This is a genomic window from Saccharospirillum alexandrii, assembly GCF_004000275.1.
GTDB classification, from domain to species: Bacteria; Pseudomonadota; Gammaproteobacteria; order Pseudomonadales; family Natronospirillaceae; genus Saccharospirillum; species Saccharospirillum alexandrii.
This window is the reverse complement of the sequence record NZ_RCIP01000004.1, coordinates 247,900-269,757: the sequence shown is the minus strand read 5'-3', so window position 1 is coordinate 269,757 and position 21,858 is coordinate 247,900. Positions and strand designations below refer to the sequence as shown.

Here is a 21,858-nt window from a genome sequence, read left to right as displayed (position 1 = left end):
AAATACAGACCCGATATAGAGCTTATGAAAAAAATACTGGTATTCACGCTACTCTTTCTGACTTTGGGTGCCATCTCCCACTTCGCGAGAGACATCGACCCGCAATCGGTTAACGACCTTTTGAAACGCTACAAGATCATTGCCAGCAAACCTGATGTCTACTACAGCTACGACCAAATAAGCCGTACTTACCCCTGGGGCCTGGTCGCCAAAGCAGATGATGCCTATTTCTTAACCGACCTGGATGGCAACAAACTGAATGAACGGGGGTTCAGGCGTATTCACAGCTTTGATGAGTACGGGTTGGCAAAAGTAGAAAACAGCGACCGCATGGTGGGCCTCATCAATACCCGTGGCGAATTGGTCGCCGATACGCTGTACAACGACATTGAAGAGTTTGGCGCAGATCAGTTAGCCATCGTCGAACGGCAGGTTCCTTACACCCGCACCCCGTCCGGGAGCGAAAGCCAGCAGATTTACTACAAACACCGGGAGGGCCTCATCGACACGACCGGCAAGCTGGTGATAGAGCCGGAATATTTCAACCTGACATACCTTGATGAGCAAGCGCTATACCTCATCGATTACTACTACTATGGAGAAAAACTGGGGTCGAGAAGAAGCCTGTATTCAGCGACCAAAGGGTGGCTGGAGAATGCAACCTATGACTCTATAGGCCCGTTCAAAGAGGGCGTTGCTATTGTGACGAAAGACGGTAGAGACGGTCTTATCAATACCAATGCGGATATTGTGATACCACCGATATACGACACCATTTTCGAAGCTTCCGAAGGCTTAATGAGAGTCGACAATGCCGAAGGGCAATCGGCTTTCTTTAACCGGGATGGCGTCTCCGTCATTCCCTTCAGAGACTACCGAATTCCAACACACTTCAAGCACGGCGTATCGGTTGTGCTGTCGCCTGAAAGCAACCAAATGCGTCGTCAGTCTGCGCTGATGGACCGCGAAGGGACCCTTCTAACCGACTATGTCTTCGGGACTGTTGAACCGTTCACCTACTACGAGGACGTCGACAACGTACTTGCTGTTGCAGGCCCGCACAACAGCCGCTTTAAAGGCCTGATCAATACCTCTGGAGACTACATCGTCGATCCAAAATACAGTGACATCGAGTACGACAGACGTGGGTATTTCAGAACTAAGACGTACGTCTTCTCAGAAGATCGGTCGACGCAAACGAAATCTTTTTACTATTTTACCGACCTGGAAGGCCGGGAATTTGTTGAGCTTGGCCACCAAAACCCAACGGGTCCGAAACCGGATGGCCTGGGTAAGTTGGGCATACTGGACAACGAACGCAACATTATTGCTGACCCCATCTACGATGACGTAAGACCCGATTTCGACAACACCATAAAGGTACAACAAGGTCAGCGTTGGGGGGTGATTAACCGGCGCAACGAGACGCTCTTACCCATTGACTATCAGGCCGTTGAGATCATTACGCCCTCCATTGTCTTTGTGAGCCAAGGCGGGCGTTGGGGCGTTTATGACTTGAACGCCAGCCGTCTGATTCTGCCGATGGAGTATGACGAACTGGAATACGTTTCGTTAACGCAGATTAAAGGCAGGAAAAACGATCAGTGGCGTGACCTCGATATTTAGAGACATTCAGGCATCACCTGTTCGACAACAACACGTCATTTCCATCAGACGACTTGGGCTGGTATTCAACCGCCGGCATCACAGGCTGCGCCGTAACGTAAGGCATTAGGTGTTGCTCCAGCCTACAGGCGCGGCGGTGGCTTTCACGTCGCACAGACCACACTAGGTCGTCTTGCTGGCGGGACGGTCAGTTTCAAAAGGCGCAGTTCCCGTGATAGTTCCGGGTTGATCTGAGTCAACACGCCCCGCCTTGAGGGAATCAATACTGTCGGCACCCTTACTTGGAGGCTGCCGACATGCCCGCAACAACTCAGCACTTGACCACAAAACCCACCTGGCTCGACCGCCTCATCGGTCGCTTCTACCGTGCCAACATGAGCCGGACCGTTACTCAGATGAGAATTGAGGCTAACACTCACTATCAGGCACTTATCAACGATCTCGATACCCCCCTGGATGAGACTTTCGAGTCGCTGGTGGCGGAATCGTTCAAACGACCCGAGTGGGTTGGCTTTCGCCCGTCTCATGTGCTGTTCCCCCGAATGAAAGAGAAACTGGGAGGCCACAAAGCCGCCTTTTCAGACAATGAACTTAGGGTGATGGGAAAGCAGTGCGACCAGTGTCACAACACCAGCCAATGCTGGCTTGCGTTAAGGGCCAATGCCAATACGGCTGACTGCGAGCGTATTTGCCCTAATTCAGAGGCGTTGATAGCAAAAGCGTCATAAACACCGATACTTCCGCTTAGTGTGCCCTGTCCAATGCGTGTATTGGACAGTCATACCCATTGCTGAGCGTCTCGACAGTACCGCATCAACCAGCGACCGAAGACTCCCACCCGAAACCGACGTATCAGCAATCATCCTCTTTACAGAGATACCTCGCTCCTATTAATATCCATCCAGTTGGTTATTAATAGGAGCGTACTTGATGGCACGGACACGGAGTATCGACCAGGAGACCATTCTGGATGCCGCCGAAGCGGTAGTCGCCCGGGATGGCGCCACCCGTCTCACCCTAGACGCAGTAGCTTCGCAGGCTGGTGTCAGTAAAGCCTCGGTGATCTACGACTACAAAACCAAGCAGGCATTGATTGCCGCCGTCGTGCGTCGTGCGACCCTGCGTGATAATGCGTTCAATCAAAGCCGCATTGACGCATTGGGAGCCGCAGATAGCCCAACCATTCGTGGGCGGATTGACGCCGCCAGCCAGCCCTTTCCTGAGGAGTTCAGCGCCGTCGCGTTGCAACTGTGCGCCGCTTTGGCCCAAGATCAGACCTTGCGCGGCATCATTCAAGCCAACCAACAACAGACGCTGACCTCCGTTCTCGACACCGCCAGTAACCCGCGCGGCGCTCGCCTGGCGTATTTGGCACTGGAAGGCCTAAAGCTGCTGGAGTCGCTCGATTACCTGCACTGGCCGGAAGACGACCGGCGCGCCATTCTCGACGACATTGCCTGGCTTGTTGACACCCAGCCAGGCAAGCCGCCGATAAATCGCTCATAACCATTGCTCGAGGATCGATCATTGACGACAACACATTTTTTCTTAACGGGTGGCAGTGGTTACATCGGCCGCAATCTGATTCGTTTTCTTACCGAACAAGGTCACAGCGTCGTTGCGCTGGCTCGTAGCAACGACGCGGCAGCGTGTGTCGAGGCACTGGGTGCCCGAGCCTTTCGGGCGGATCTGCTCGACACGAATCTGGCCGATGGTATGGTCGGCTGTCAGGTGGTTATCCATGCCGCCGCTGATACCGATCACGACAATCGGTCGGTTTCGCAGTATCGAACCAATGCAGAGGGCACGTTCAATGTTTTGAACAGTGCGCGCCAGGCGGGCATAAAAAAAGCGCTCTACCTCAGCACTGAATCCGTGCTGTTAAATGGCAGTCCGTTACAGCAAGTGGCTGAAGACCACCCGATCCCACAACGCGCCATCGGCGAGTACAGCCGCAGCAAGGCGGCCGCAGAACAGGTTGCCCGCAACTGTGCTGACGATGATTTCCACGTCGTCATTGTGCGGCCCAGGTTTGTATGGGGGCGCGATGACACGACCGCGCTACCGCACCTGGTCCACGCCGCAAAATCAGGGCAGCTGGCCTGGATCAATGGTGGCACCTACTTAACCTCGACCACGCATATTCTCAACCTTTGTACCGGCATCAGCCTGGCGCTCGAGCACGGCAAAAACGGTGACATCTACTTCATTGCCGACGATGAACCCATTGAGTTTCGACAGTTTGCCACGTCACTGCTCGCCACCCAGGGCGTTTCAGCACCGGATAAGTCCGTGCCCTTGTGGCTGCTGAAAACACTGGCCTGGGGCGGCGATGTGGCTAACCGGATCAGTGGTGGCGCTCTGCGTGGCCCGGTAACGCGTCAATCCCTGGCCACCTCTGCCGTCGAAGTCACTCTCGATATCACCAAGGCAAAAGAACAGCTGGGCTATCAACCCATTATCAGCCGGGCCGCTGGCTTAGCCGAACTGGAGCGCAATAGCTGGTGACGGTGCGTGTTGAGATGACCGGACGGCATCAATTGGTTGCCCGCCAAGCCCTATCCCGTGCCTGATTCACGGGCACGTCAAACCCATCACCCGGACGGGCGGCAACAAACCGGGCGGGGTCTATCGTCGCGTCAGCCAGGGCAGCGGCCCTCTCACCAACCACCATACATTAAAGGTACCAGGGTGCATTCGGGCATTGATCAGTCTGCTCCCTTCATACCGACTGGTTAAGCACGCCCTCGCATCCTCTGATCACACATGTTGGTCAATCAGTATCGGATTCCCATCCGGGTCTTCCAGTGTTATGTGCGCTGGTCCCGTTGTGGACTCATCCGCTTCTTCCATCAACACGATACCCTTCGCTTTCAACGCACGTTGAATATCACGCACATCCGGCGCACCTTCGACGGCCTCGGCGTTACTGTCCCATTTTGGGTTGAACGTCAGAATGTTTTTGTCAAACATCCCCTGGAACAAACCCACCAGACACTCACCGCTTTTCATGATCAGATAGTTGTGCTCGATATCTCCGCCAAACTGCGTAAAACCCAGCTTTTCGTAGAAATCACGCGAGGCGTTAATGTCTTTTACCGTCAGGCTAATTGAGAAAGCACCCATATTCATCATCAAAACTCCTTGTTCAGTTGGTCCGTTGACCGGTTTCTGTCGACTCCGTGAGCACCAGCGGCCGGGTGAACCACCGGGACAACTACCTCACTCTCACTGCGCTTATCACCCATTCAGATGATATGAACAACACCATCCAGGCTGGCACGCCTTGATCCACTGCACCTGTAACGGGCGATGGCATATCCCGCTCGCTGACCGGTGATTGTGACCAAATTGCCAGTATAGTGCGTACCCTCATTAATTCACTCTGAACACGGACACCCGCTTTGCTGAATCTGTCTGACCTGAACTTGCCCTCTAGCTCAGGCGTTTATCGCTTTTACAACAGGCAGGGCGCTCTGCTCTATGTGGGCAAGAGCATCCACATCGCTCAGCGGGTGCAAAGCCACTATCGGGCTCGCCATACCGATGCCAAGGAGGCCCGGCTCGTTAATCAAACAGCGCATATTGACTGGACACTGACGGCCGGAGAAATCGGCGCGTTGCTGCTGGAAAACCAGCAGATCAAGACACTGCTGCCGCTCTACAACCGGCGCCAGCGAAAAACTCGCCAGCTCTGGACGCTTAGCCCAATCATCGAACCGGGCAGCGAGCGAGTTCAGCTCGTCGTTCAGGCAGTGAGTACCGAACAGGGCGAGCCCAAGCTCTATGGCCTGTTCAGCAGCAAAGCGTCCGCGAGCAAACACCTGAGAACGATGATTCAGCAGTTCACCCTGTGTGAGCGCGTTTTGGGTATAGAACGAGGCAGTGGCCGGTGTTTTGGCCACCAACTAGGACGCTGCCGGGGGGCTTGCTGTGGAGAAGAGCCACTGGCACACCACAACCACCGCCTCTACCGAGCGTTAGCGAGCCGTCAACTAAAGGCCTGGCGGTGGCCTGGCCCCATCGTCCTCGAGGAACCCGATCTAAAGCAGCCAACCCGCTCCGACTGGCACCTGGTTTCGAATTGGGCGTACCTGGGGACCGCGCCCGACATTCCTGAGCTGACGCACCTTGAACATCAGAGCCGCCCAGACTCGTTCGACCTGGATGCGTACTTCATTCTGCAGAAAGCTCTGAACACACCAGGCCTGACAACCTACCTGTGGCGAAACCAACAGCTCGCCCCATTGTCGGCAACCGCTTTGTAGAGTGGGAGCTCGCAGTCCATCACACCCCCGAAAGCGACCGGGCCACAGCCCTTTATGGATAATAAAAGACACATTAACGTATGCACTCGCGCCCTGAATCCGGGTTAGATCGCCGGCCAGCTGAACGTCGTACCGCCGAACCCTGGCCAGTTACCGGGCAAGCTCTCAAACAGCTTTCGCTTGTCCTGGAACCAAGTCTGCCGCTGCTCTGGCTCTTTCATTAATTCTTGCATCGCGCTTGTCTCTAGCGGCAGCGACTGCGCTTGCGGGAAGATCACCCACTGGCATTGTATTACGCGAAATCAAACCTATATTAGTACGCATTCCGGGTTAAGGTTATGCGTGTGAAACGATTCCTGCCACTTACAGTCTTTGCCATTGCACTGCTTCTTGGTGGTCTGGGGAATGTGCTTGCCAACACCGAGTTGGGCACCCTGGCACAACTGTGCAATGCGTCCGACACTGTCCAGGAGCTTGTTGCCGCCGATTCGGATGCACCGGACGACGGCTTTCGCTCTGCATACCTGATTGAGGAAATTGATCCACCTTTGCTTGCGGTGGCCTCCTCTAACGTCCCCTTCCGTGGCTTCCGCCACAGTGGCCCTTCCCGTATTCGAGCACCTCCCTTCCGATCGTAACGACCTGTTCAGGGCCCGCGCACATTGCCCAGGCCAACGCTAAGGCGCAGCTCACACACCGTTGAGCCGCACAAGGTATTACTATCGAATTGAAGGAATGGTCAATGAGATCCCTTGCATTGTATAACACCGAGTCCATCGACAGATTGGTGTGGCCGGAAGAGCAGCGCTCTATCACCGGAAGAACGCCCGCACTCAATATCCTGACAGATTTCCGTCAGCATCAGCCACACGTGATTGATGCCGGTGTCAAAGCGCTGGAGCTGGAGAACTTAATGAAACGTTCTCACGTAAAAATGAAGCTGGTGCTCGACAAAGACCAGAGGTTCATCGGCATCGTGAGCCTTTACGACCTGTCGGAAGAGAATATTCTCAAGAAAGTCAGCAAGCACACGTCTCGTGACGAGCTGTTAGTAACGGATTTCATGCACCGAAGAGCGTCCCTAAAGTATTTTGACTATCATGAACTCGCTCGGGCAACTGTTGAAGATGTGCTGGAAACCCAGAAACACAATCATCAGCAACACTGCCTGGTAATAGACAGGCTGACCCATGAGATTCGAGGGTTGATATCGGCTAGAGACGTTGCCAGGCTCATCAATCGATCGGTTGATATCGAAAGGCATATCTCGTTCGAAACCCTGTTCGAAGAGCTCGCCGCCAGGTAAAGCAGTGCTCCACTGGGTTGGCCATCCATGATTTTCAGCTCCGCTGGCGAAGACGATCAGGTGGTCAACCCGAATTCACGTCGGCTCCCTTTGCAATACCAGACGTCGGCAGGTGAGCTGATTGTCACCAAAGCCGACTTTGCCTCACTTTCCCGACCCGCCTAACTGCGATAGGCCAATTTTTGGGCTAAGCCTGCGCACTTGGCGCGTTCGGCAATCTCCGGTGCGACTTAAAACCCTTTCTTTACGATGTTCCGAATCCGTGCCTTTACGGACGGCGCTTCATCACGCATCGCCATGTCGAAATATTGCCGGGTTTCGTGCAGATATTCCGAATGCTGTCTGCTGAGTTCATAAAACCCGTTGTAAGACCAAGCTCTCACAAATTTATTGTGATCAGTAAGCGTGAGTCTCAAAAAATCATATACAGAAGCCTTCTGTGCATCATTGATAGACAAAAAGGGAAGGCATTGCAGCACATGTAACTTGGCCTCCCAGTGGCTCAATTGATGGAGTGACGCATATACCGTTGATATCTGATCTGGATTCAACGCATGCCCGGCTTCAAGCCAGGCCTTCAACAACCATGTGGCTCCCTTCTCACACGCGTCGGTAAACGCCAGAACAATGAGAGTGTCAGCAAAGTGAATGTCTGCGCTGTGTGCGTCATAGATCGCCCTGATGTCGGCAGCTGACTTGCCATCCCAGGATTCGACCTTGTGTTCGATGCCCATAAGCCCCCCAGTAAAGGTGCTAACGTCAAACAAGTATGAACTTACTCTGAGTGAGTTACCGGCCAACCAACTCAACAGATATCTGTCTGCGTTTTACGGGTCGATCATCGGGCTGTTTAACCAAGATACGCGAGCCAGATGCGTTCATTTTCTATGTTTTTGCCCTTAACGTCGCAATCACGAATAAGGAGTCATCTTTTTCAAACTCCTGGTAACTCAACGTTGTTACTACTTCAAAATTTTCCGAAATAATGCCCAAAAGGACTTCTTTACGGTAATAGGTAAATAGCAAGCCCCCCATAACCTGATCTTCTTCGCCCATCCAGAACGAATGTGCAATTATTCCATCAGACGATAATAGACTTGCTTGTGCTGATAGTGATGATGAAAGTTCATCCTTGGTTAAATGATGCAGTACCTTGTTTGAATAAATACAGTCAAATTTTTCATTGATACCAATGTTTCTTGCATCTATTTTTATAAAATTAATATCAGGGTATTTTTCTTTGCAGCGCCCTAAAAACTCGTCAGAGAAATCTGAGCCCGTAACTTGATAGTGCTTTTTTAAGAATGGAATATCGAAACCCGGACCAGTACCGAGTTCAAGAACGGACTGTCCTTCCTTGAGGGTCTTTATTAACAGTTCGTAGATGTTACTACCATCGTAGTCTTTACACATCTCGATGTACTTATCTACAGTCTCTTTGTCTTCATAGAAACTCATAAAAGTCCTCCTCTGCGCACAGCCTAACGCTAGCCATCACGGTCATCTAATACTGGGCCAAACGGAGGTTTTGGCACCGCTGCCCGGCCTGGTTATTCAGCCCGGGCCAACTCTACTCGACGAGGCGCGCACGCAGGCGAGGCAATTGGTCGGGATGGTGCTCCTGAATAAAGGTTACCAGGCCTTCGCGAATCGCACACCTCAGATCCCAGTTCCGACTGGAATCCGAGGCACTCATCAAGAAGCGAACTTGCATGGCCTGATCGTTGGAATCGGTTACTTGTACCGTCGCAACCTGGCCATCCCAGCGATCTGACTGTGCAAGCAACCGGGTAAACTCCTGGCGAAGAGGTTCAACGGGCATGGTGTAATCTACCCAAATAAAGACCGTACCCAACAAGTCTGCGTTGTTGCGAGACCAGTTCTGAAACGAGTTTTCAATGAACCATTGAAGCGGAATCACCAAGCGCCGTAAGTCCCAGACACGAAGCACCACATAGGTTGCCGTGACTTCTTCAACCCAACACCATTCACCCTGGACATACAGAACGTCATCGATTCGAAATGGCTGAGTCAGAGCAATCTGCATACCCGCCAACAAATTACTCAACACCGGCCGCGCGGCAAAACCCAGCACCAATCCCCCAACACCTGCAGATGCCAGCAGACTCGCGCCCATGTGTTGTACCGACTCAAACGTCATCAGTGCCGCGCCCGCGCCAATGATCACGATCAGTATATTCAAACCCCGGACCAAAAAGCGGGTTTGCGTCTCTACCTTCCGTGCCCGCCTCCATTGCCCTTCCAGCACTGGATTCAGCGCAACAATAACCTCGCCAATTGCCGACGTTAGTCTGACGGCGGCCCACGTCAGAGCGAGAATCAATGATAACGTAGTCAGTTGCTGTAATGAGGATAGCAACGGTAAGTCCGATGGCAAGGTATTCAGAGAGATAGAGAGGGCCAACAGACACACCACGGCACCGATAGCCCGAGTCGATGGGTCGAGAAACAACCGCAGCACTGAGCCCGCTTCCGACAGCTGACGGACCAGCCCCAGCGCTATGCGGTACGCACCGTAGGTCAGCAGGACCACCAGTACCGTCGAGCCGCCGGGCCATAGCCAAGCACTCACCCCCGCGTCTATTACCTCCAGCATGGTCCCTCCGAATTATCGCTCAATGCCCGACACGCCGTTAGCGAAGTCGGCCCTGTGTCGATCGCTCACGGTCATCGCAGGGTATTGCCCGCATCACTTCGCTCATGGTACCAGGCGGTATAGGCCGCTGGGTAAACTAAACGTTCGCCACTTCGCGTGAGTGAACAGCATCACCTAGATGGCCTCACTCCACACCATGCATGCCGCTGTTTCGTCGGTAAACTCCGGGTTGCTTCTAAAACCCCGGGGGCGCCATAGAACCCCATCGACCGGTTGATATCAGCAACCCGGCAATTCACAAGAATCATCTTGGGCATTGGGGGCAACCTCAGAATGAAGAACGTTGGCTTCAGCGCATATCCGTGAAGCCAATTGCAGTGCCAACCGCCTCAGAATAGCGCCTTAACCCCTGATGCGCGAATCGTTAAACGGGGAAATTCGTTAACAGTATTGCCTACACGCAAGGCCGAAAAACGCCAAGTTCCTTAACGCGCGTTACCAGGAAAGCGCCCCCACACCATTAACCACACTAATCGGCATCTATTTTTTAATAGCTTACTATTATGGTTGTTGCTATTGCCCCGAAATCAAAGTGGTTTCAAATCCCACCGAGCTGCGTATTCACATAAACCCAATGACGACCAGACCAGCCCTGCCATCATTCACCTGCGCTTCGCCCCAACAGCCATTCCGTGTGGCTGAATCCATAGTAAAGGCTAAACTTAAAGGCCTGGACCGGATCACCGCTGCTGTATCCTCATTGAAACGTTGCTCAAGGACTCCTCGATGTTAAAACGATCACCGATAACCAACGAACACCAGAACAGAAAGAGCCTTGAAAATCGCAGATCGATTGAAACAGGTGATACGGCGAAAGACCTGGCTCCCGCTGCTATAGCGGAATATAAGGCCAGAGAGAGCACCCAAGGGGCTCAAGCGGCTCTGGAAGTCGTACTGAAGGAGATATCCGCCAAAGGGAATCATCAGGTTGACCAAGGTGAGATCGAGGCCGTTTCTAACCAACTCGGCGCAATACTCGCCGGTGCTTCGCCCGATGATGTTGCCCTGTTGAGGCGCACTCTGCTGCGCGAGGAATTCGAGCGAACAGATCACCTGGGTACCGAATCCGACAACGAACTACTGCCCGACTGGCAGGAAAGCTCATACCCATATCGCAACCGACTGCGCCGAAAATCGTACGAAAAACAGAAATACAACCTGCAAGTCGAGCTACTTAAGCTGCAGCACTGGGTTAAGGAAACCGGGTCTCGCGTAGTTATTCTGTTTGAAGGGCGCGACGCCGCTGGCAAGGGCGGCACCATCAAACGCTTTATGGAACACCTGAATCCACGGGGGGCTCGGGTGATCGCCCTGGAAAAACCAACCATTGCCGAACAAGGCCAGTGGTACTTCCAACGTTATGTGAACCACCTCCCCACCTCGGGTGAAATCGTCCTGTTCGACCGCTCTTGGTATAACCGCGCTGGTGTGGAGCGCGTTATGGGATTTTGTGGCGAGGAGGATTACCACGAATTCATGCATCAGACACCAGTATTCGAGAGAAACCTGGTTCGCTCTGGCATTCACCTGATCAAGTTCTGGTTCTCGGTAACCCAAGAGGAACAGCGCCGCCGTTTTATTGAACGCGAGTCACACCCACTCAAACAGTGGAAGCTCAGCCCGATAGACCGAGCCTCGCTCGACATGTGGGATGAGTACACAAATGCCAAAGTAGCCATGTTCACTCAAACAGACACTGCTGAAGCCCCCTGGATTGTGATCAAATCAGACTGTAAAAAGCGGGCACGATTGAACGCCATGCGCTATGTGTTGAAACAGTTCGACTATCCGAATAAAGACACTCACAGACTGGGCTCCATCGACCCACTTATCGTCAATCGAGCCGCCAACCGGTGAGTGATAGCCTAAGACGGCGCGACTAAGAAGCCTTAGGTCTATACACCGCTTCCGTGACACCCGCCTTACCATCATTAATGAAATGGATTAATAACCGACTATTGATAGCTGCCTAATGTAGGTGTCACAATAGGCGGCCCGCGACGCGTATACAATGCAACAATGCCTTGCTATCAATTTTTTGGCTCTTGTTTAGACTGATATAAACTCAAAGTAGCAGCAACAACTATGGACAATACTCCTGCACATACCGGCACTACCTCATAAGAATAAGGCCTTTTAAATACAGGGTAAGCAGACAAGTACAACAAGCCTGTGATTGGCCAAATTAGAATTACCAACGGCGATTATTTAGATAGAAAAGCTGCTGACATTGAAGTAACTTCATATTTCGACAGCCGAAGCAGATAGATACAATGCTGCAAAAAACAGTGTAACTTTCATCACTACACGTTCACAAACCGCCTCATAACGCTTAAAGGCACCAGCGACCTTGTTATGGAGGCGCAGCCGCAATATAAACGGCGTCCAACGGCTACAGGCCGCGAATTGATACGCCTTATTAAGTGTTCATGTATCACAGCCAACGTAAATTTGGCTTCCATGTATTTCAGCGAACCAGAAAGGTTCGTGGTCCACAGGTCCCAAAAATTGAATCAGGATGAAGTTCGGATCTTGGAAAACAACATCCTTTGCCTGAAGGCCATCGTACGCAACACGTATCGTTGTTCCTCTGTGTGCACCAACCCAGCACTCCGACTCGGCAGCCCAGTCCAAAGAGCCAGCACCCTCAATGGTGACTGTGCATTCAGGCTCTTCCTTTTTCGCGAACAGCTTTTTTAGAAACGGCACTATTCTTTCTCATGCACTTAACGAGAAGCGCACCGGTGACTTTAGCGTAGCGAAGACAAAGGTATCCGTATGGCGCGCCTGGTTAGCTGCCACCAAGCATGTACGCACGAAGCTGCCGCTCTTCTCGCATGACGTAGAGGACAAGAACCCGCTTTTCATCCTCACGATAAAAAATGCGACACGGTGGAACCACCACCTCCCTGTATACAGAGTTAAGGAGCTCTGGAGGAATCCGTCCGGATTGGGGAAAATCTTCCAAGCGCTTGATCTTATCGAAAACATCCTGAATCAGGTGACTTGCGGCGCCAGGTTTATCCAGAGCGATGTACTGGGCGATGTCATCCAGCTCTTGAAGGGCGGGCTCCGTCCAGATTACTCCAGCCATTTACTCATTTTCTCCCTGGCCTCACTCTGGCTATAGGTTCTTCCCTCAAGTACAGCACGCTCTCCCCGTGAGAGCCCCTCAAGCAGCTCGAGTCGACGCTGCATAAACTCGTAGTCCTGCACATCAACAAGGTATGCGGATGGCTGACCATGCTCTGTGATCAGTACCGGCTCTTTGGACAAATGCAGGTCTGCCAGAATCTTTGTGGCCTGGCGTTTGAGGTTCGTAACAAGCTCAACTTTCATGGGTTTACCCGGAATTGGACTGAAAGTGCCACTATAGTATCACTTTTCAGGAATGGCAACCCCAGCTAACGCCAGCCACAAGCGGACCCTGACAAGGGCGTCCGGTGGAGGGCTAAAGGCCCGGAACAAGCTTAATGGCCTTGTTATAAGTTTTGGGTATCAACTCGAACCCTACAGTGGATGCACCTAATTAAACCACTAAACCATTTTGCGACTACCAACGCCCAGTCACCGCTTGATGCTGGGTGAGGCCGCTTGAAAGTTTGGATTGTGAGACATCGGTTACAGTGCGGACAGCGCAAAAAAAACGCCAGAACGAGTCATATCAAAAGTGTTGCGTTGACAGATTGAATCTACAGTCGCCTTTTTTAGGAACTCGTTCTCCTCTTTCAAATCAGCCACTTGCCGTTTTAGCTTTCGGACTTCTTCGCTCTCTTGCATAGAGTAATCCACCCCTTGGACGCTATTGAATTGCTTGTCTGACAGCCGCTTATACTGTCTGCGCCAGTTGTATATCTGACCGGGGTGAATACCGAGTTCTTTCGCTACCTCGGCGGCACTGGTATTGGGATCGTCGGAGCGCCGTACAGCCTCTCGCCGGAAATCCTCAGTGTAGTGATTGTACTTGTTCTTTGTTTTCTTGGTCATAATGACACCCTCCGTTAAGTGGGAATTAGGTGTCTACTTTTCTTGGGGAACTTGGACAGTTAACGCCTAAAGCACACGCCAAATGCGAGCGCGCGAGTATTTGGTCGTGTGACTTTACTTGTTAAAAGCAGACTAGTTACAGACACTTTAACCTGCTCGTTAGCTGTTCTTTGTGATTTGATATGAAGTACTCGACTTCTACCTCCCAATTATACTCAAGTGCAACATCACCAGGCATAATCTTTGAGAGAGATTCGATACAGCTTTCTAGCACAACTGGGCCAGCACCACCCTCTAACAAGGTAGTGATTAACGCCGCCTCAGACTCAGGTGTTTTGTACTCCTCTAAATCCATTGCTGCGTCATCACGCTCAGAAATACTTGCTGTGTGATCTAGAAGTACTGAAATTAAACCTTGAGGTTGATTAATAATGGCATTTGGCAACGGTCGCCGTGCGTGCTTGAAGAAATAGTACGGGAGACCCACCCAAGTGAAAATCACGATACCAATAAACCAACCGGGTTTGCCCGATATGTCTCGCCGCTTGAGATCACGAAGAAGCAGGACTACACAGGCGAACGTCGTGCCCACCGTAAACCAACCCAAGTATGCTATCGCAGCCTCGCCGACATAGGGCTCACTGCCACTGAACTGCGGGATGAAGAAAAACTGATAAACCACCAGATAGGCCAACATGATGGCCATGCCCAGCCAGATAATTCTTTGTTCGACGATACTCATGACATATAACGTCTCGCTTCAGCGACGCGGAGTGAGGAACGAGCGGAGCGTCCGACTGAAAGCGCTTTGTTATGCATCTTTATAGCCAAAACTTCCACCACCAGTTAAAGTGATTTTTGACAATCTGCATGGTCAGCCAATCCACCGCTTTCATTGTGCCACTACCTGAACCAGCGTTCATCATAATTGTAATGCCTATATCTGATTCTGGAACAATGATTGAGCGGCAGAAGAATGTACCTGCGGAACCATCAAATGCGGAAAACCCTTTACCGCCTAACGAACCATTTGCCACACCAAGAGAAAATCCTTTATGGGCAAAATGAATATATTTATATCCTTCACTGGAGATGTAGTTATTTTCTCCACTTAATCCTTTCAAATGAAGCTGTGTATATTTGGCATAACCCCGTGGCGTCAAACTTAAATCTCCAGCAGGTGTAAGCAGATAAGGTAGTTTGTACTCGTGTTCAGGTGGGAATACGTCAACCTTTTTCTTGGTGATAAGGTGCCCCCAAGGTTGATGTCGATTGAAGCGATTTGGCCAGCCAATATGAACTGAAATGCCCAGATCATCATTAAGTGTTATTTTTACAAGATTCTCGTAGTTGTACCCAGCCACCCTTTCAAGCATTGCTGAAGCCATTGTATAACTGGCATTTGAATAGAGATGCTGAAACTTATCCTTTTTTTGCTTGGAAGCGGGCGGTTGCTGAATAAGGTATTTTATAAATTCCAATCGTTGATTAGATAAGGATGCCTCTATTTCAGGAAACTCTTCCTCCCCTGATGTATATGCTTGTATTCCCGCCTCACATAAAAATAAATGCTCAAGCGTAATATTCAGATACTCGTTTCTTGTTTTGATTTTTAACTCTGGATAGACATCAAAGAATTTTGTTTGCCACGTTATCTTTCTTTCTTCTATAATTTTTTCTGCGATTACTGCAAGCACAGATTTTGAGCATGAACCTATGTGAAAATAGTCATCAAGTGTGGTTGGCTCGTCTATATCTACTACTCTTTCACCTTGAATCTCTTGAAGCAATATCTTGTCTGAGTTCATTACGGTTAGTGCAATAGCCGGAACCTGATAATTGTTCCTAGCCTCATTTATGAGTTGAGACAAACTCTCTTGCGTTACACGGGTATCCTGAGCGAACGCTAAATTATGATGGCTCATAAGTATTCCTACGCTCCTACGATTAGAATGCTCCTTAGAAAAACCCTCATATTCTCTCTCAGTATGGAAATGTTAAAGGGTTCGTTCTTCATGCATTACGCCGCCATAAACGGATGCCGAAGCTACGCGTAGGCAATCCGGTGGAGGCCACGCTTTTTGTGGCCGGAACGCATTTGATGGCTTTGTTATACCTTATTAAAACTAAGAGCATACATAAGCCATTTTGCTTGCCCTATTCTATTTTTAGAGAAAAATAACCAAGCAGTAAAAACTGAAAATATATAAAACAAAGGCGCCATTATAATAGTTAGTTGCTCTGACGGATTAGCTGAAGCACCTGCGCCCATTACAAAAATTGTAAATAACAACACAGCAACCACCATAGCTGAATAACGTATTACAATAGCTCGACACAAATCCCCCCAAACACCTATTTCTTTTATTTCATTGCTATTATCAACTAAATGCGTACGAAAGAAATCAACTAACCACACGGATAATAAAACCCAAAAAATAACGATTATTATTGAGATTATGTTATTTTCTAAGCTGAAATATGATTAAGACTTCCATGATAAGAACGTATGCCCAATATCTATAAAAAGAAAAATTAAAATAGCTTTTATCATCTTTGAATTCATATCAAGAAACACTCCATGAGGTATAACGCCGCTCAGCACGCGCGGCTACGAAATAGAGGCGAAGCCGCAATGTAGTAGCCGTTGCCGTGCCTGGCATTGTTATAACTGAGCCGGCGCATAATCGAGAAACGCCTTCCAAGTATCATTCATTTTGGGCAGCCAAGCCCTGAGGACTGGCGTGGCGGCATCTGCTGGAAGCATGCCACGACTTGCTTGAAGATAACAAAATAGAAACGCAGAGACCCTCGCATTCACAATGCAGTGAACCCAGACTTTTTTGCCGCGTACAGCGTCCATAAACGCTGAAAACTCCTCTAGGTGCTCTTTCGTGGGAGCCTCAAAGGGTACGGGCAAATGAACGTATGTCATGCCGAGGGAACTGACGATACTTCCTTCTCTATCTATCGATTGTTCATGATCCGGCATGGCTAGGTTGAACACGCACTCATACCCTTGAGATGCGATTTGCTTCATCTGATTTTCTGTGGGCTGTCCCGATGTGCAAATGTCAGAGGTGATTTGGTATTCGTTGGTAATATCCATGGGGCTCAGACCTCCTTGTTATAACGATCACAGCACGTGCGAGTGAAACGAGTCGCAGTGCCTGTGCTTGTTAAGAGCTATACAANAAACGAGTCGCAGTGCCTGTGCTTGTTAAGAGCTATACAATGACCAAATGCGGAAATGCTTTTGACCAGTACAATAGCTCATAATTATTTCTGAGTCCTTTTCTAAAGAAAGGGTCTCTCTCTACTAACTGCATAGCGCGACTTTCCGACTCTGCTTCAATAATCCAGAGTGCGCCAGTTGGGCTATTGGAAGGAGATTCTCGAAGCGATCCAGCCACCAGGATCTCCTGATCATTCTCGGCTAAATAATCGAGATGCGCTTGCATATACTCTTCTCGAATTGCTATCCGAGCTGGGTTATCGAATGTACGGACTACGAATCTCATAGGCTCTTAACGTTTTTATTTTGCGGCGAGGTCACGAGTCCGAAGCCCGCCGCGTAAGCAGTTTTTGAGCGGGCTTGCACAACAATTTCTTGTTATGAGTTCACTAGCCGACCAATGTATTTTCTGATTTCAGGTGTTTCACCAAAGATGTCTGCATAAAAGCAACCATCTAGCAGTTTTCCGTCTTCTTCAACTATAGCTTTTACATCAGCGCCATTTTTCACTAGCAACTCAATTACTTTTTTGGAGTTGCGGCTACATGCCTTCAGAAAAGCCGTTTTTTCCATAAACCCTCTAACTTCCAAATTCGCTCCAGCATCAATGAGTTTTTGTAAGATAGCTAAAGCAATTTCTTCTCTGTCTTCTGCAATATTTATAACCTCTTGAACTGGAGTTTCTCCACATCCATTTAGGTAGTTAGTATCACCGCCACGACTTAGAGCGTAATCAATCAACTGGACGTTATACTCTTTGCACGCCCAAAGTAATAGCGTATCACCCTGATCATCGACCGAATTTATATCTTCAATTTCATCAAAGATCTCAATGATATCCTCATTGCTCAAATCCCTGAAATCAAAGTTGAAGCAGATATCAAAGTTCATAGCTACTCATAACGCCTGGGCTCAGCGGCCGATTTGGAGGCGCAACGCGCCAGAAAAATGGTCCGCTGCAGCCCCTGGTTATGTTTGCAGCTACAATGCACCCTGTATCCCACCATCCCTGACCTCTTCCATATAGGCAGAATCAGGAAAAAGATCAGCGTACTCCTCAATGACCGCATTGATTCTGTTTCTTAGTCTCTTTGCATCAGATGTTTTGAAAAGCATAAACTGCTTGCCCGAAATGTACCTTTCGAGTCTTGGTAGAAGCATATCTCTGACGAAAACCATGAGGCGCGCAGCTTCGTGATCCAAGCTCGACAAAATGTCCCAGTAGGTATTCAATATGTCGGCTTGGGCGCCCTCATCCTTGGCCAAGAACCCATCTCTGCTTTTTAGATTCTCTTTTACGAAATCGATTAGATGCGATCTGTTGGTGTCTTCCTCATGCAAGTAGATCAGCATGTCAAAAGCCTGGATAATCTCGATATCGTCGTAACCTAAGAGCAACTTATAGTCGGAGGGTAAGTTATTAAATTGCATCGACTTTGCCTTGAGTATATCGAATTCATCGGCTAATAGCGTCGTTTGCAGTAGCTCCGAATCACCACCCATTATTCGTTTAGTTGCTTGAATGTGAGGGATGATGGTGTGCTTCTTTACGATGATGGTTGAATAAAGAATTCTGTAGGCGACATCTAGCATGTAATTCGCAGTAAACAACCTCTGCTTCTGTTCTTTTTCAAACCTCACTAACGCCTGTATGGCGATCACTGATAGGGAAGCACCCAATGTCGCCAAGAAAGGGACCATGAGCTTTTCTTGCAGTAAAAATTCCATGATTAACTAGACAATCCCTTCAAACATAACGCCCATATTTTGTGGCGAGTTTACGAGTCCAAAGCCCACCGCGACAGCGGTTTTAAGTGGGCTTGAACAACAATTGTTTGTTAGTAGCTAGCTGTGACACTGCCTCTGCGCAACAAAACAAACCCTAAAATTAAACCAAGTACAAAGCTTGCTATATGCCCTAGTTTAGGCAAATGATTACTTGCATAAATTAGATCAAGTAAAAATGCTGGCACTATAGTTAGTATCAAGACCATTGCTAAAATGTGCCTCTTATAATTTTCAAGCTTGTGCAGTATTAAGCCTGATGCTGCTAAAGCGAGGATTGCTTGTGAACCACCTGTTCCCAAGTTCCACGGAGCTGGAACGGTAAATGTACTTACAAAGGTTCCAACACTGCCAGCTAAAAACCAAATTAGAAAAAAGTTAATGCTGCCCAATTTACGCTCAAGAAGGAAGCCCAATGCGAATAAGGACAGTACATTATAAAACATATGAATCTGCTTAGTATGAATGAGCTGTGACACAAGGAGTCGCCACAATTCAAAATTCATAATGTGCTCAATTGTAAAGCCACCATATGGTTCCAGATCAATTACTCTTATCTTCCCTATTAACGTTCCCGAAATTGAATAATTTACAGCCAATGAAGTCGTTATTGTCGCTAACGCTAGTACCATCGTAATAATTGGAAGTTGTTTCAAATTCATAGCTTTCCTTTGCTACTAACGCCGCGCTCTGTGGCAAATTTGGAGCGCAGCGGAAAATTTGTCCGACAGCAGCGCCTTGTTAGCACTTTTTATCGAACATTGTGACAACCGAATATTTTTCATCATAGCGCTTTTCAATGGTTTCAATGGCTGATACCAAATCTTTGTTTGGAATAGATTCGTCCTTCTCAGAAACAATTCTTTGCTCGATAGCCACATCCTTGGTTAGTAACCTGAATCTAGCGTTATCGATCTCTACAACATTGCCAGTGAGTACGATAATAACTCCGAAAACATGGCTTCCAATTGGAGTAGTAACTAGGAATAAACAGGCTGTTTCTTTATTAGGATCATAACCTTCACCATCTACTCCAAACTCCACTTTGAACAAATTTGCAGATGAATTTAGAACTCCTTCCATCTGGCTTATCTGGGCTCCATATCTTGAGACTTCCTCAAATGAAATATCAACAAAGTCCATAAAGTCAAAATCTGCAATAATTTTTACTGCGCTATCCAGTGATTTTAGCTCTTTGGAGAACTCAAACTCTTGCTCATTACAACCGACAGTGAATTCTAATTTTGGAAAACCTTCGACCATCAGCTCAGCAATGACCTTTTTCCAGATGTACTTAGTAAGTTTAGCAACTTAATAGCGTCCCTAAATTTCTTAACTTCAAGACGTACTCCTTCACCAAAGGAGAATGAGTAGTTTGCTTCTCCAGTAAAGGGGGTGAACTTTAGATCAAAAAACTCTCCTTCAACCCTCATTTTTTTTAGTTCATCTGGAACCATAATATTGAATGGTGAATTGTAGAATTTACATTCAAATACAAGTCCCGAAGATAGTCGGTCTTCCTTAAACCTAATTTTACCTTCAGAAGTAGGGGCTAAATTAGGCATTGCTAACTTCCCACCATCAGAACTTAATGATGGATTATTGCTCAATATACCAAATCGCGTATCAACGCCTTTAAACTTTGCTATTTCGACTTCTTCTTCAATACCAAGGGATACGTCTATTAAAGATTTTAAGTTGTCTTCACCCTCGGTAGTAAATGTTATCTGAGCAAATCCATCCTCGTAACCCGTGGATTCCAAATGAGACTTCTTATTTGCAATATACTCAGAAACATCGTCGCCTATATGATTTAATACACACTCCTTCAAGCTACTGCCATTCGGCTCGTTTAATAGATTGCTATCATCATAGTTGATAGTCATTTTACGCTTATTGAAGTTATTATCATTTTCACTCTGCTCTATCTCATGAAGCCTCTTCAAAACCTTTGATATAAGCTCATTATCTACATGAAGCACAAAAGCTCTTTGAGCAGTATCTTTTCCATCAAATTCAATAAAAACGAAGAATGCTGGCATTTGAGCTGTAATTAATCGTCTTAGGTTTGAGAGCGTAATTGGAAGCTTCCGATCTTTCTTATCCGTTGCTTTGACTTGAACCTTGCATTCAAATGCTGACTTATGAATTTCATGTGGAGAAAGTCCTGTATCAAAAGGAAATTCCACAAAGAAGTCCCATCCTGTTTTATCAACCTGAGAACCGTTTGGGATTAAACCTACATCAGCACACCACAAGCTAAATGTACTTTCTCCCATTAGGCCTAAATCTCTCATACGAAACTTCCTGTGGTGCTAACGCCAGCGCACAACGGCGCCCTTGGAATGGAGGCGCAGCCGCAATGGAATGGGCGTCCGGCGGCCACCGGCCGCGAATTGATGCGCCTTGTTAAATGGTCAGCAACCACCATCACCGCCACCGGAGTCTCCGCCCCCAAAAAATCCGTCTGACGATCCATCCCCCCCTGTTGAAGAGGAACGCCCATTGGTTTTTGTTGAGAGCCAAATTACGAAGGCCAGTAGAACGAAACCAAAAAGAAATGGAGCGAGAAAACCGGAGAATATGGAGTCTGACTTGAGGTCGATCACCTGCCAAAGCCCCCAGAGAACAGCTGCATAAATCAATAACCATTTCATGAACCTACCCCTCTCTGGGCCTAATTAGCAGACATTTAACGCGAAAATAAGCGTCGGCCCGACAGGGGCGTCCGGTGGAGGCCGCAGGCCGGAACGAACTTAATTGACTGGTTAACTGGCGCTGTCACCAAAATAAGACCTTAGCACCCGATGGCGGTGCTTGAAGATGAACCGGTAAACAGGCGCCAGAACATATGCCAGCACTGGCAACCTACACTGGAACTCGACTGTATCGGTGATCTGGCATGATGCCCCGTTTCTATTGATGTCCCGCCGATGTTGCCACAGCTTATTAGTTAAAGAGCTCGACGACTCCG

At 48.8% G+C, this 21,858-nt stretch carries 27 protein-coding genes; 9 read left to right on the top strand and 18 right to left on the bottom strand.

The genetic code is table 11. From position 1 onward, the window contains the following. Window positions 1-24: 24 nt before the first annotated feature. The 4 genes from EP166_RS17125 to EP166_RS17110 all read left to right on the top strand — a co-directional run bounded on the left by EP166_RS17125 (window position 25) and on the right by EP166_RS17110 (window position 4,134). Window positions 25-1,626, top strand: a complete 1,602-nt coding sequence (locus EP166_RS17125; RefSeq protein ID WP_127559322.1) for a WG repeat-containing protein — start codon at window positions 25-27, stop codon at window positions 1,624-1,626. Between the two features lie 296 nt (window positions 1,627-1,922). After that, window positions 1,923-2,354 carry a hypothetical protein gene (locus EP166_RS17120; RefSeq protein ID WP_127559320.1) on the top strand — a complete coding sequence of 144 codons (432 nt, stop codon included), beginning with the start codon at window positions 1,923-1,925 and terminating at the stop codon, window positions 2,352-2,354. 202 nt (window positions 2,355-2,556) lie between these two features. Further along, window positions 2,557-3,132, top strand: a complete 576-nt coding sequence (locus tag EP166_RS17115) for a TetR/AcrR family transcriptional regulator (RefSeq protein ID WP_127559318.1) — start codon at window positions 2,557-2,559, stop codon at window positions 3,130-3,132. 21 nt (window positions 3,133-3,153) lie between these two features. Next, window positions 3,154-4,134 (top strand): NAD-dependent epimerase/dehydratase family protein, encoded by a 981-nt coding sequence (locus EP166_RS17110; RefSeq protein WP_220432617.1) that lies wholly within the window; start codon window positions 3,154-3,156, stop codon window positions 4,132-4,134. A gap of 252 nt (window positions 4,135-4,386) precedes the next feature. Here the strand turns inward: EP166_RS17110 and EP166_RS17105 are convergent, their stop codons facing one another. Further along, window positions 4,387-4,761: a VOC family protein gene (locus EP166_RS17105; protein ID WP_246026333.1), complete on the bottom strand. Its 375-nt coding sequence runs from the start codon at window positions 4,759-4,761 to the stop codon at window positions 4,387-4,389. A gap of 269 nt (window positions 4,762-5,030) precedes the next feature. On the opposite strand from EP166_RS17105, the gene EP166_RS17100 reads away from it, so the two are divergent. The 4 genes from EP166_RS17100 to EP166_RS21175 all read left to right on the top strand — a co-directional run bounded on the left by EP166_RS17100 (window position 5,031) and on the right by EP166_RS21175 (window position 7,365). Beyond that, entirely contained in the window at window positions 5,031-5,894 is an 864-nt protein-coding gene (locus EP166_RS17100; protein ID WP_127559314.1) for a GIY-YIG nuclease family protein, read from the top strand. A gap of 338 nt (window positions 5,895-6,232) precedes the next feature. Continuing rightward, window positions 6,233-6,532 (top strand): hypothetical protein, encoded by a 300-nt coding sequence (locus tag EP166_RS17095; RefSeq protein WP_127559312.1) that lies wholly within the window; start codon window positions 6,233-6,235, stop codon window positions 6,530-6,532. A 104-nt stretch (window positions 6,533-6,636) separates the two neighbouring features. Further along, a complete protein-coding gene (locus EP166_RS17090; protein WP_127559310.1) occupies window positions 6,637-7,200 on the top strand; it encodes a CBS domain-containing protein in 564 nt (187 codons plus the stop codon). Window positions 7,201-7,227: 27 nt separating this feature from the next. After that, window positions 7,228-7,365, top strand: coding sequence for a hypothetical protein (locus EP166_RS21175; RefSeq protein ID WP_164743994.1), 138 nt, complete (start codon window positions 7,228-7,230; stop codon window positions 7,363-7,365). A 65-nt stretch (window positions 7,366-7,430) separates the two neighbouring features. Here EP166_RS21175 and EP166_RS17085 read toward each other — a convergent pair whose 3' ends face one another. From EP166_RS17085 to EP166_RS17075, 3 genes are all read right to left on the bottom strand, one after another. Next, on the bottom strand, window positions 7,431-7,934 hold the full coding sequence (locus tag EP166_RS17085) for a hypothetical protein (RefSeq protein WP_127559308.1): 504 nt from the start codon (window positions 7,932-7,934) through the stop codon (window positions 7,431-7,433). A gap of 151 nt (window positions 7,935-8,085) precedes the next feature. Beyond that, on the bottom strand, window positions 8,086-8,658 hold the full coding sequence (locus EP166_RS17080; protein WP_127559306.1) for a class I SAM-dependent methyltransferase: 573 nt from the start codon (window positions 8,656-8,658) through the stop codon (window positions 8,086-8,088). A 112-nt stretch (window positions 8,659-8,770) separates the two neighbouring features. Then, entirely contained in the window at window positions 8,771-9,817 is a 1,047-nt protein-coding gene (locus EP166_RS17075) for a mechanosensitive ion channel family protein (RefSeq protein ID WP_127559304.1), read from the bottom strand. Between the two features lie 786 nt (window positions 9,818-10,603). Between EP166_RS17075 and ppk2 the strand changes: the two genes are divergently transcribed. Next, the gene (gene ppk2 / locus EP166_RS17070; protein ID WP_127559302.1) at window positions 10,604-11,734 is read left to right on the top strand and encodes a polyphosphate kinase 2; all 1,131 of its coding nucleotides are present in this window, start codon (window positions 10,604-10,606) and stop codon (window positions 11,732-11,734) included. Window positions 11,735-12,668: 934 nt separating this feature from the next. Here the strand turns inward: ppk2 and EP166_RS17065 are convergent. The 14 genes from EP166_RS17065 to EP166_RS17000 all read right to left on the bottom strand — a co-directional run bounded on the left by EP166_RS17065 (window position 12,669) and on the right by EP166_RS17000 (window position 21,541). Next, window positions 12,669-12,971 carry a type II toxin-antitoxin system RelE/ParE family toxin gene (locus EP166_RS17065; protein WP_127559300.1) on the bottom strand — a complete coding sequence of 101 codons (303 nt, stop codon included), beginning with the start codon at window positions 12,969-12,971 and terminating at the stop codon, window positions 12,669-12,671. Next, the gene (locus EP166_RS17060; RefSeq protein WP_127559298.1) at window positions 12,959-13,216 is read right to left on the bottom strand and encodes a type II toxin-antitoxin system Phd/YefM family antitoxin; all 258 of its coding nucleotides are present in this window, start codon (window positions 13,214-13,216) and stop codon (window positions 12,959-12,961) included. Before EP166_RS17060 ends, EP166_RS17065 begins: the two co-directional genes overlap by 13 nt. 282 nt (window positions 13,217-13,498) lie before the next feature. After that, window positions 13,499-13,864, bottom strand: a complete 366-nt coding sequence (locus EP166_RS21340) for a transposase (protein ID WP_220432616.1) — start codon at window positions 13,862-13,864, stop codon at window positions 13,499-13,501. Window positions 13,865-14,000: 136 nt separating this feature from the next. Then, the gene (locus EP166_RS17050) at window positions 14,001-14,606 is read right to left on the bottom strand and encodes a hypothetical protein (protein ID WP_127559296.1); all 606 of its coding nucleotides are present in this window, start codon (window positions 14,604-14,606) and stop codon (window positions 14,001-14,003) included. 79 nt (window positions 14,607-14,685) lie between these two features. Then, window positions 14,686-15,789, bottom strand: coding sequence for a serine hydrolase domain-containing protein (locus EP166_RS17045; protein WP_127559295.1), 1,104 nt, complete (start codon window positions 15,787-15,789; stop codon window positions 14,686-14,688). Between the two features lie 185 nt (window positions 15,790-15,974). Continuing rightward, window positions 15,975-16,283 (bottom strand): hypothetical protein, encoded by a 309-nt coding sequence (locus EP166_RS17040; protein ID WP_127559293.1) that lies wholly within the window; start codon window positions 16,281-16,283, stop codon window positions 15,975-15,977. 246 nt (window positions 16,284-16,529) lie between these two features. Beyond that, window positions 16,530-16,973 (bottom strand): protein tyrosine phosphatase family protein, encoded by a 444-nt coding sequence (locus tag EP166_RS17035; protein WP_127559291.1) that lies wholly within the window; start codon window positions 16,971-16,973, stop codon window positions 16,530-16,532. Window positions 16,974-17,091: 118 nt separating this feature from the next. Beyond that, complete coding sequence (locus EP166_RS21790) at window positions 17,092-17,385, bottom strand: YciI family protein (RefSeq protein ID WP_127559289.1); 294 nt, start codon at window positions 17,383-17,385, stop codon at window positions 17,092-17,094. Window positions 17,386-17,477: 92 nt separating this feature from the next. Then, window positions 17,478-17,990, bottom strand: coding sequence for an ankyrin repeat domain-containing protein (locus EP166_RS17025; protein WP_127559287.1), 513 nt, complete (start codon window positions 17,988-17,990; stop codon window positions 17,478-17,480). A gap of 90 nt (window positions 17,991-18,080) precedes the next feature. Continuing rightward, entirely contained in the window at window positions 18,081-18,827 is a 747-nt protein-coding gene (locus tag EP166_RS17020) for a hypothetical protein (RefSeq protein ID WP_127559285.1), read from the bottom strand. Window positions 18,828-18,937: 110 nt separating this feature from the next. Continuing rightward, window positions 18,938-19,546, bottom strand: coding sequence for a rhomboid family intramembrane serine protease (locus EP166_RS17015; RefSeq protein ID WP_127559283.1), 609 nt, complete (start codon window positions 19,544-19,546; stop codon window positions 18,938-18,940). A 79-nt stretch (window positions 19,547-19,625) separates the two neighbouring features. Then, on the bottom strand, window positions 19,626-20,147 hold the full coding sequence (locus tag EP166_RS17010; protein ID WP_127559281.1) for a hypothetical protein: 522 nt from the start codon (window positions 20,145-20,147) through the stop codon (window positions 19,626-19,628). After that, window positions 20,147-21,181 (bottom strand): hypothetical protein, encoded by a 1,035-nt coding sequence (locus EP166_RS17005; RefSeq protein WP_127559279.1) that lies wholly within the window; start codon window positions 21,179-21,181, stop codon window positions 20,147-20,149. Before EP166_RS17005 ends, EP166_RS17010 begins: the two co-directional genes overlap by 1 nt. 120 nt (window positions 21,182-21,301) lie before the next feature. After that, entirely contained in the window at window positions 21,302-21,541 is a 240-nt protein-coding gene (locus EP166_RS17000; protein WP_127559277.1) for a hypothetical protein, read from the bottom strand. Window positions 21,542-21,858: the final 317 nt, after the last annotated feature.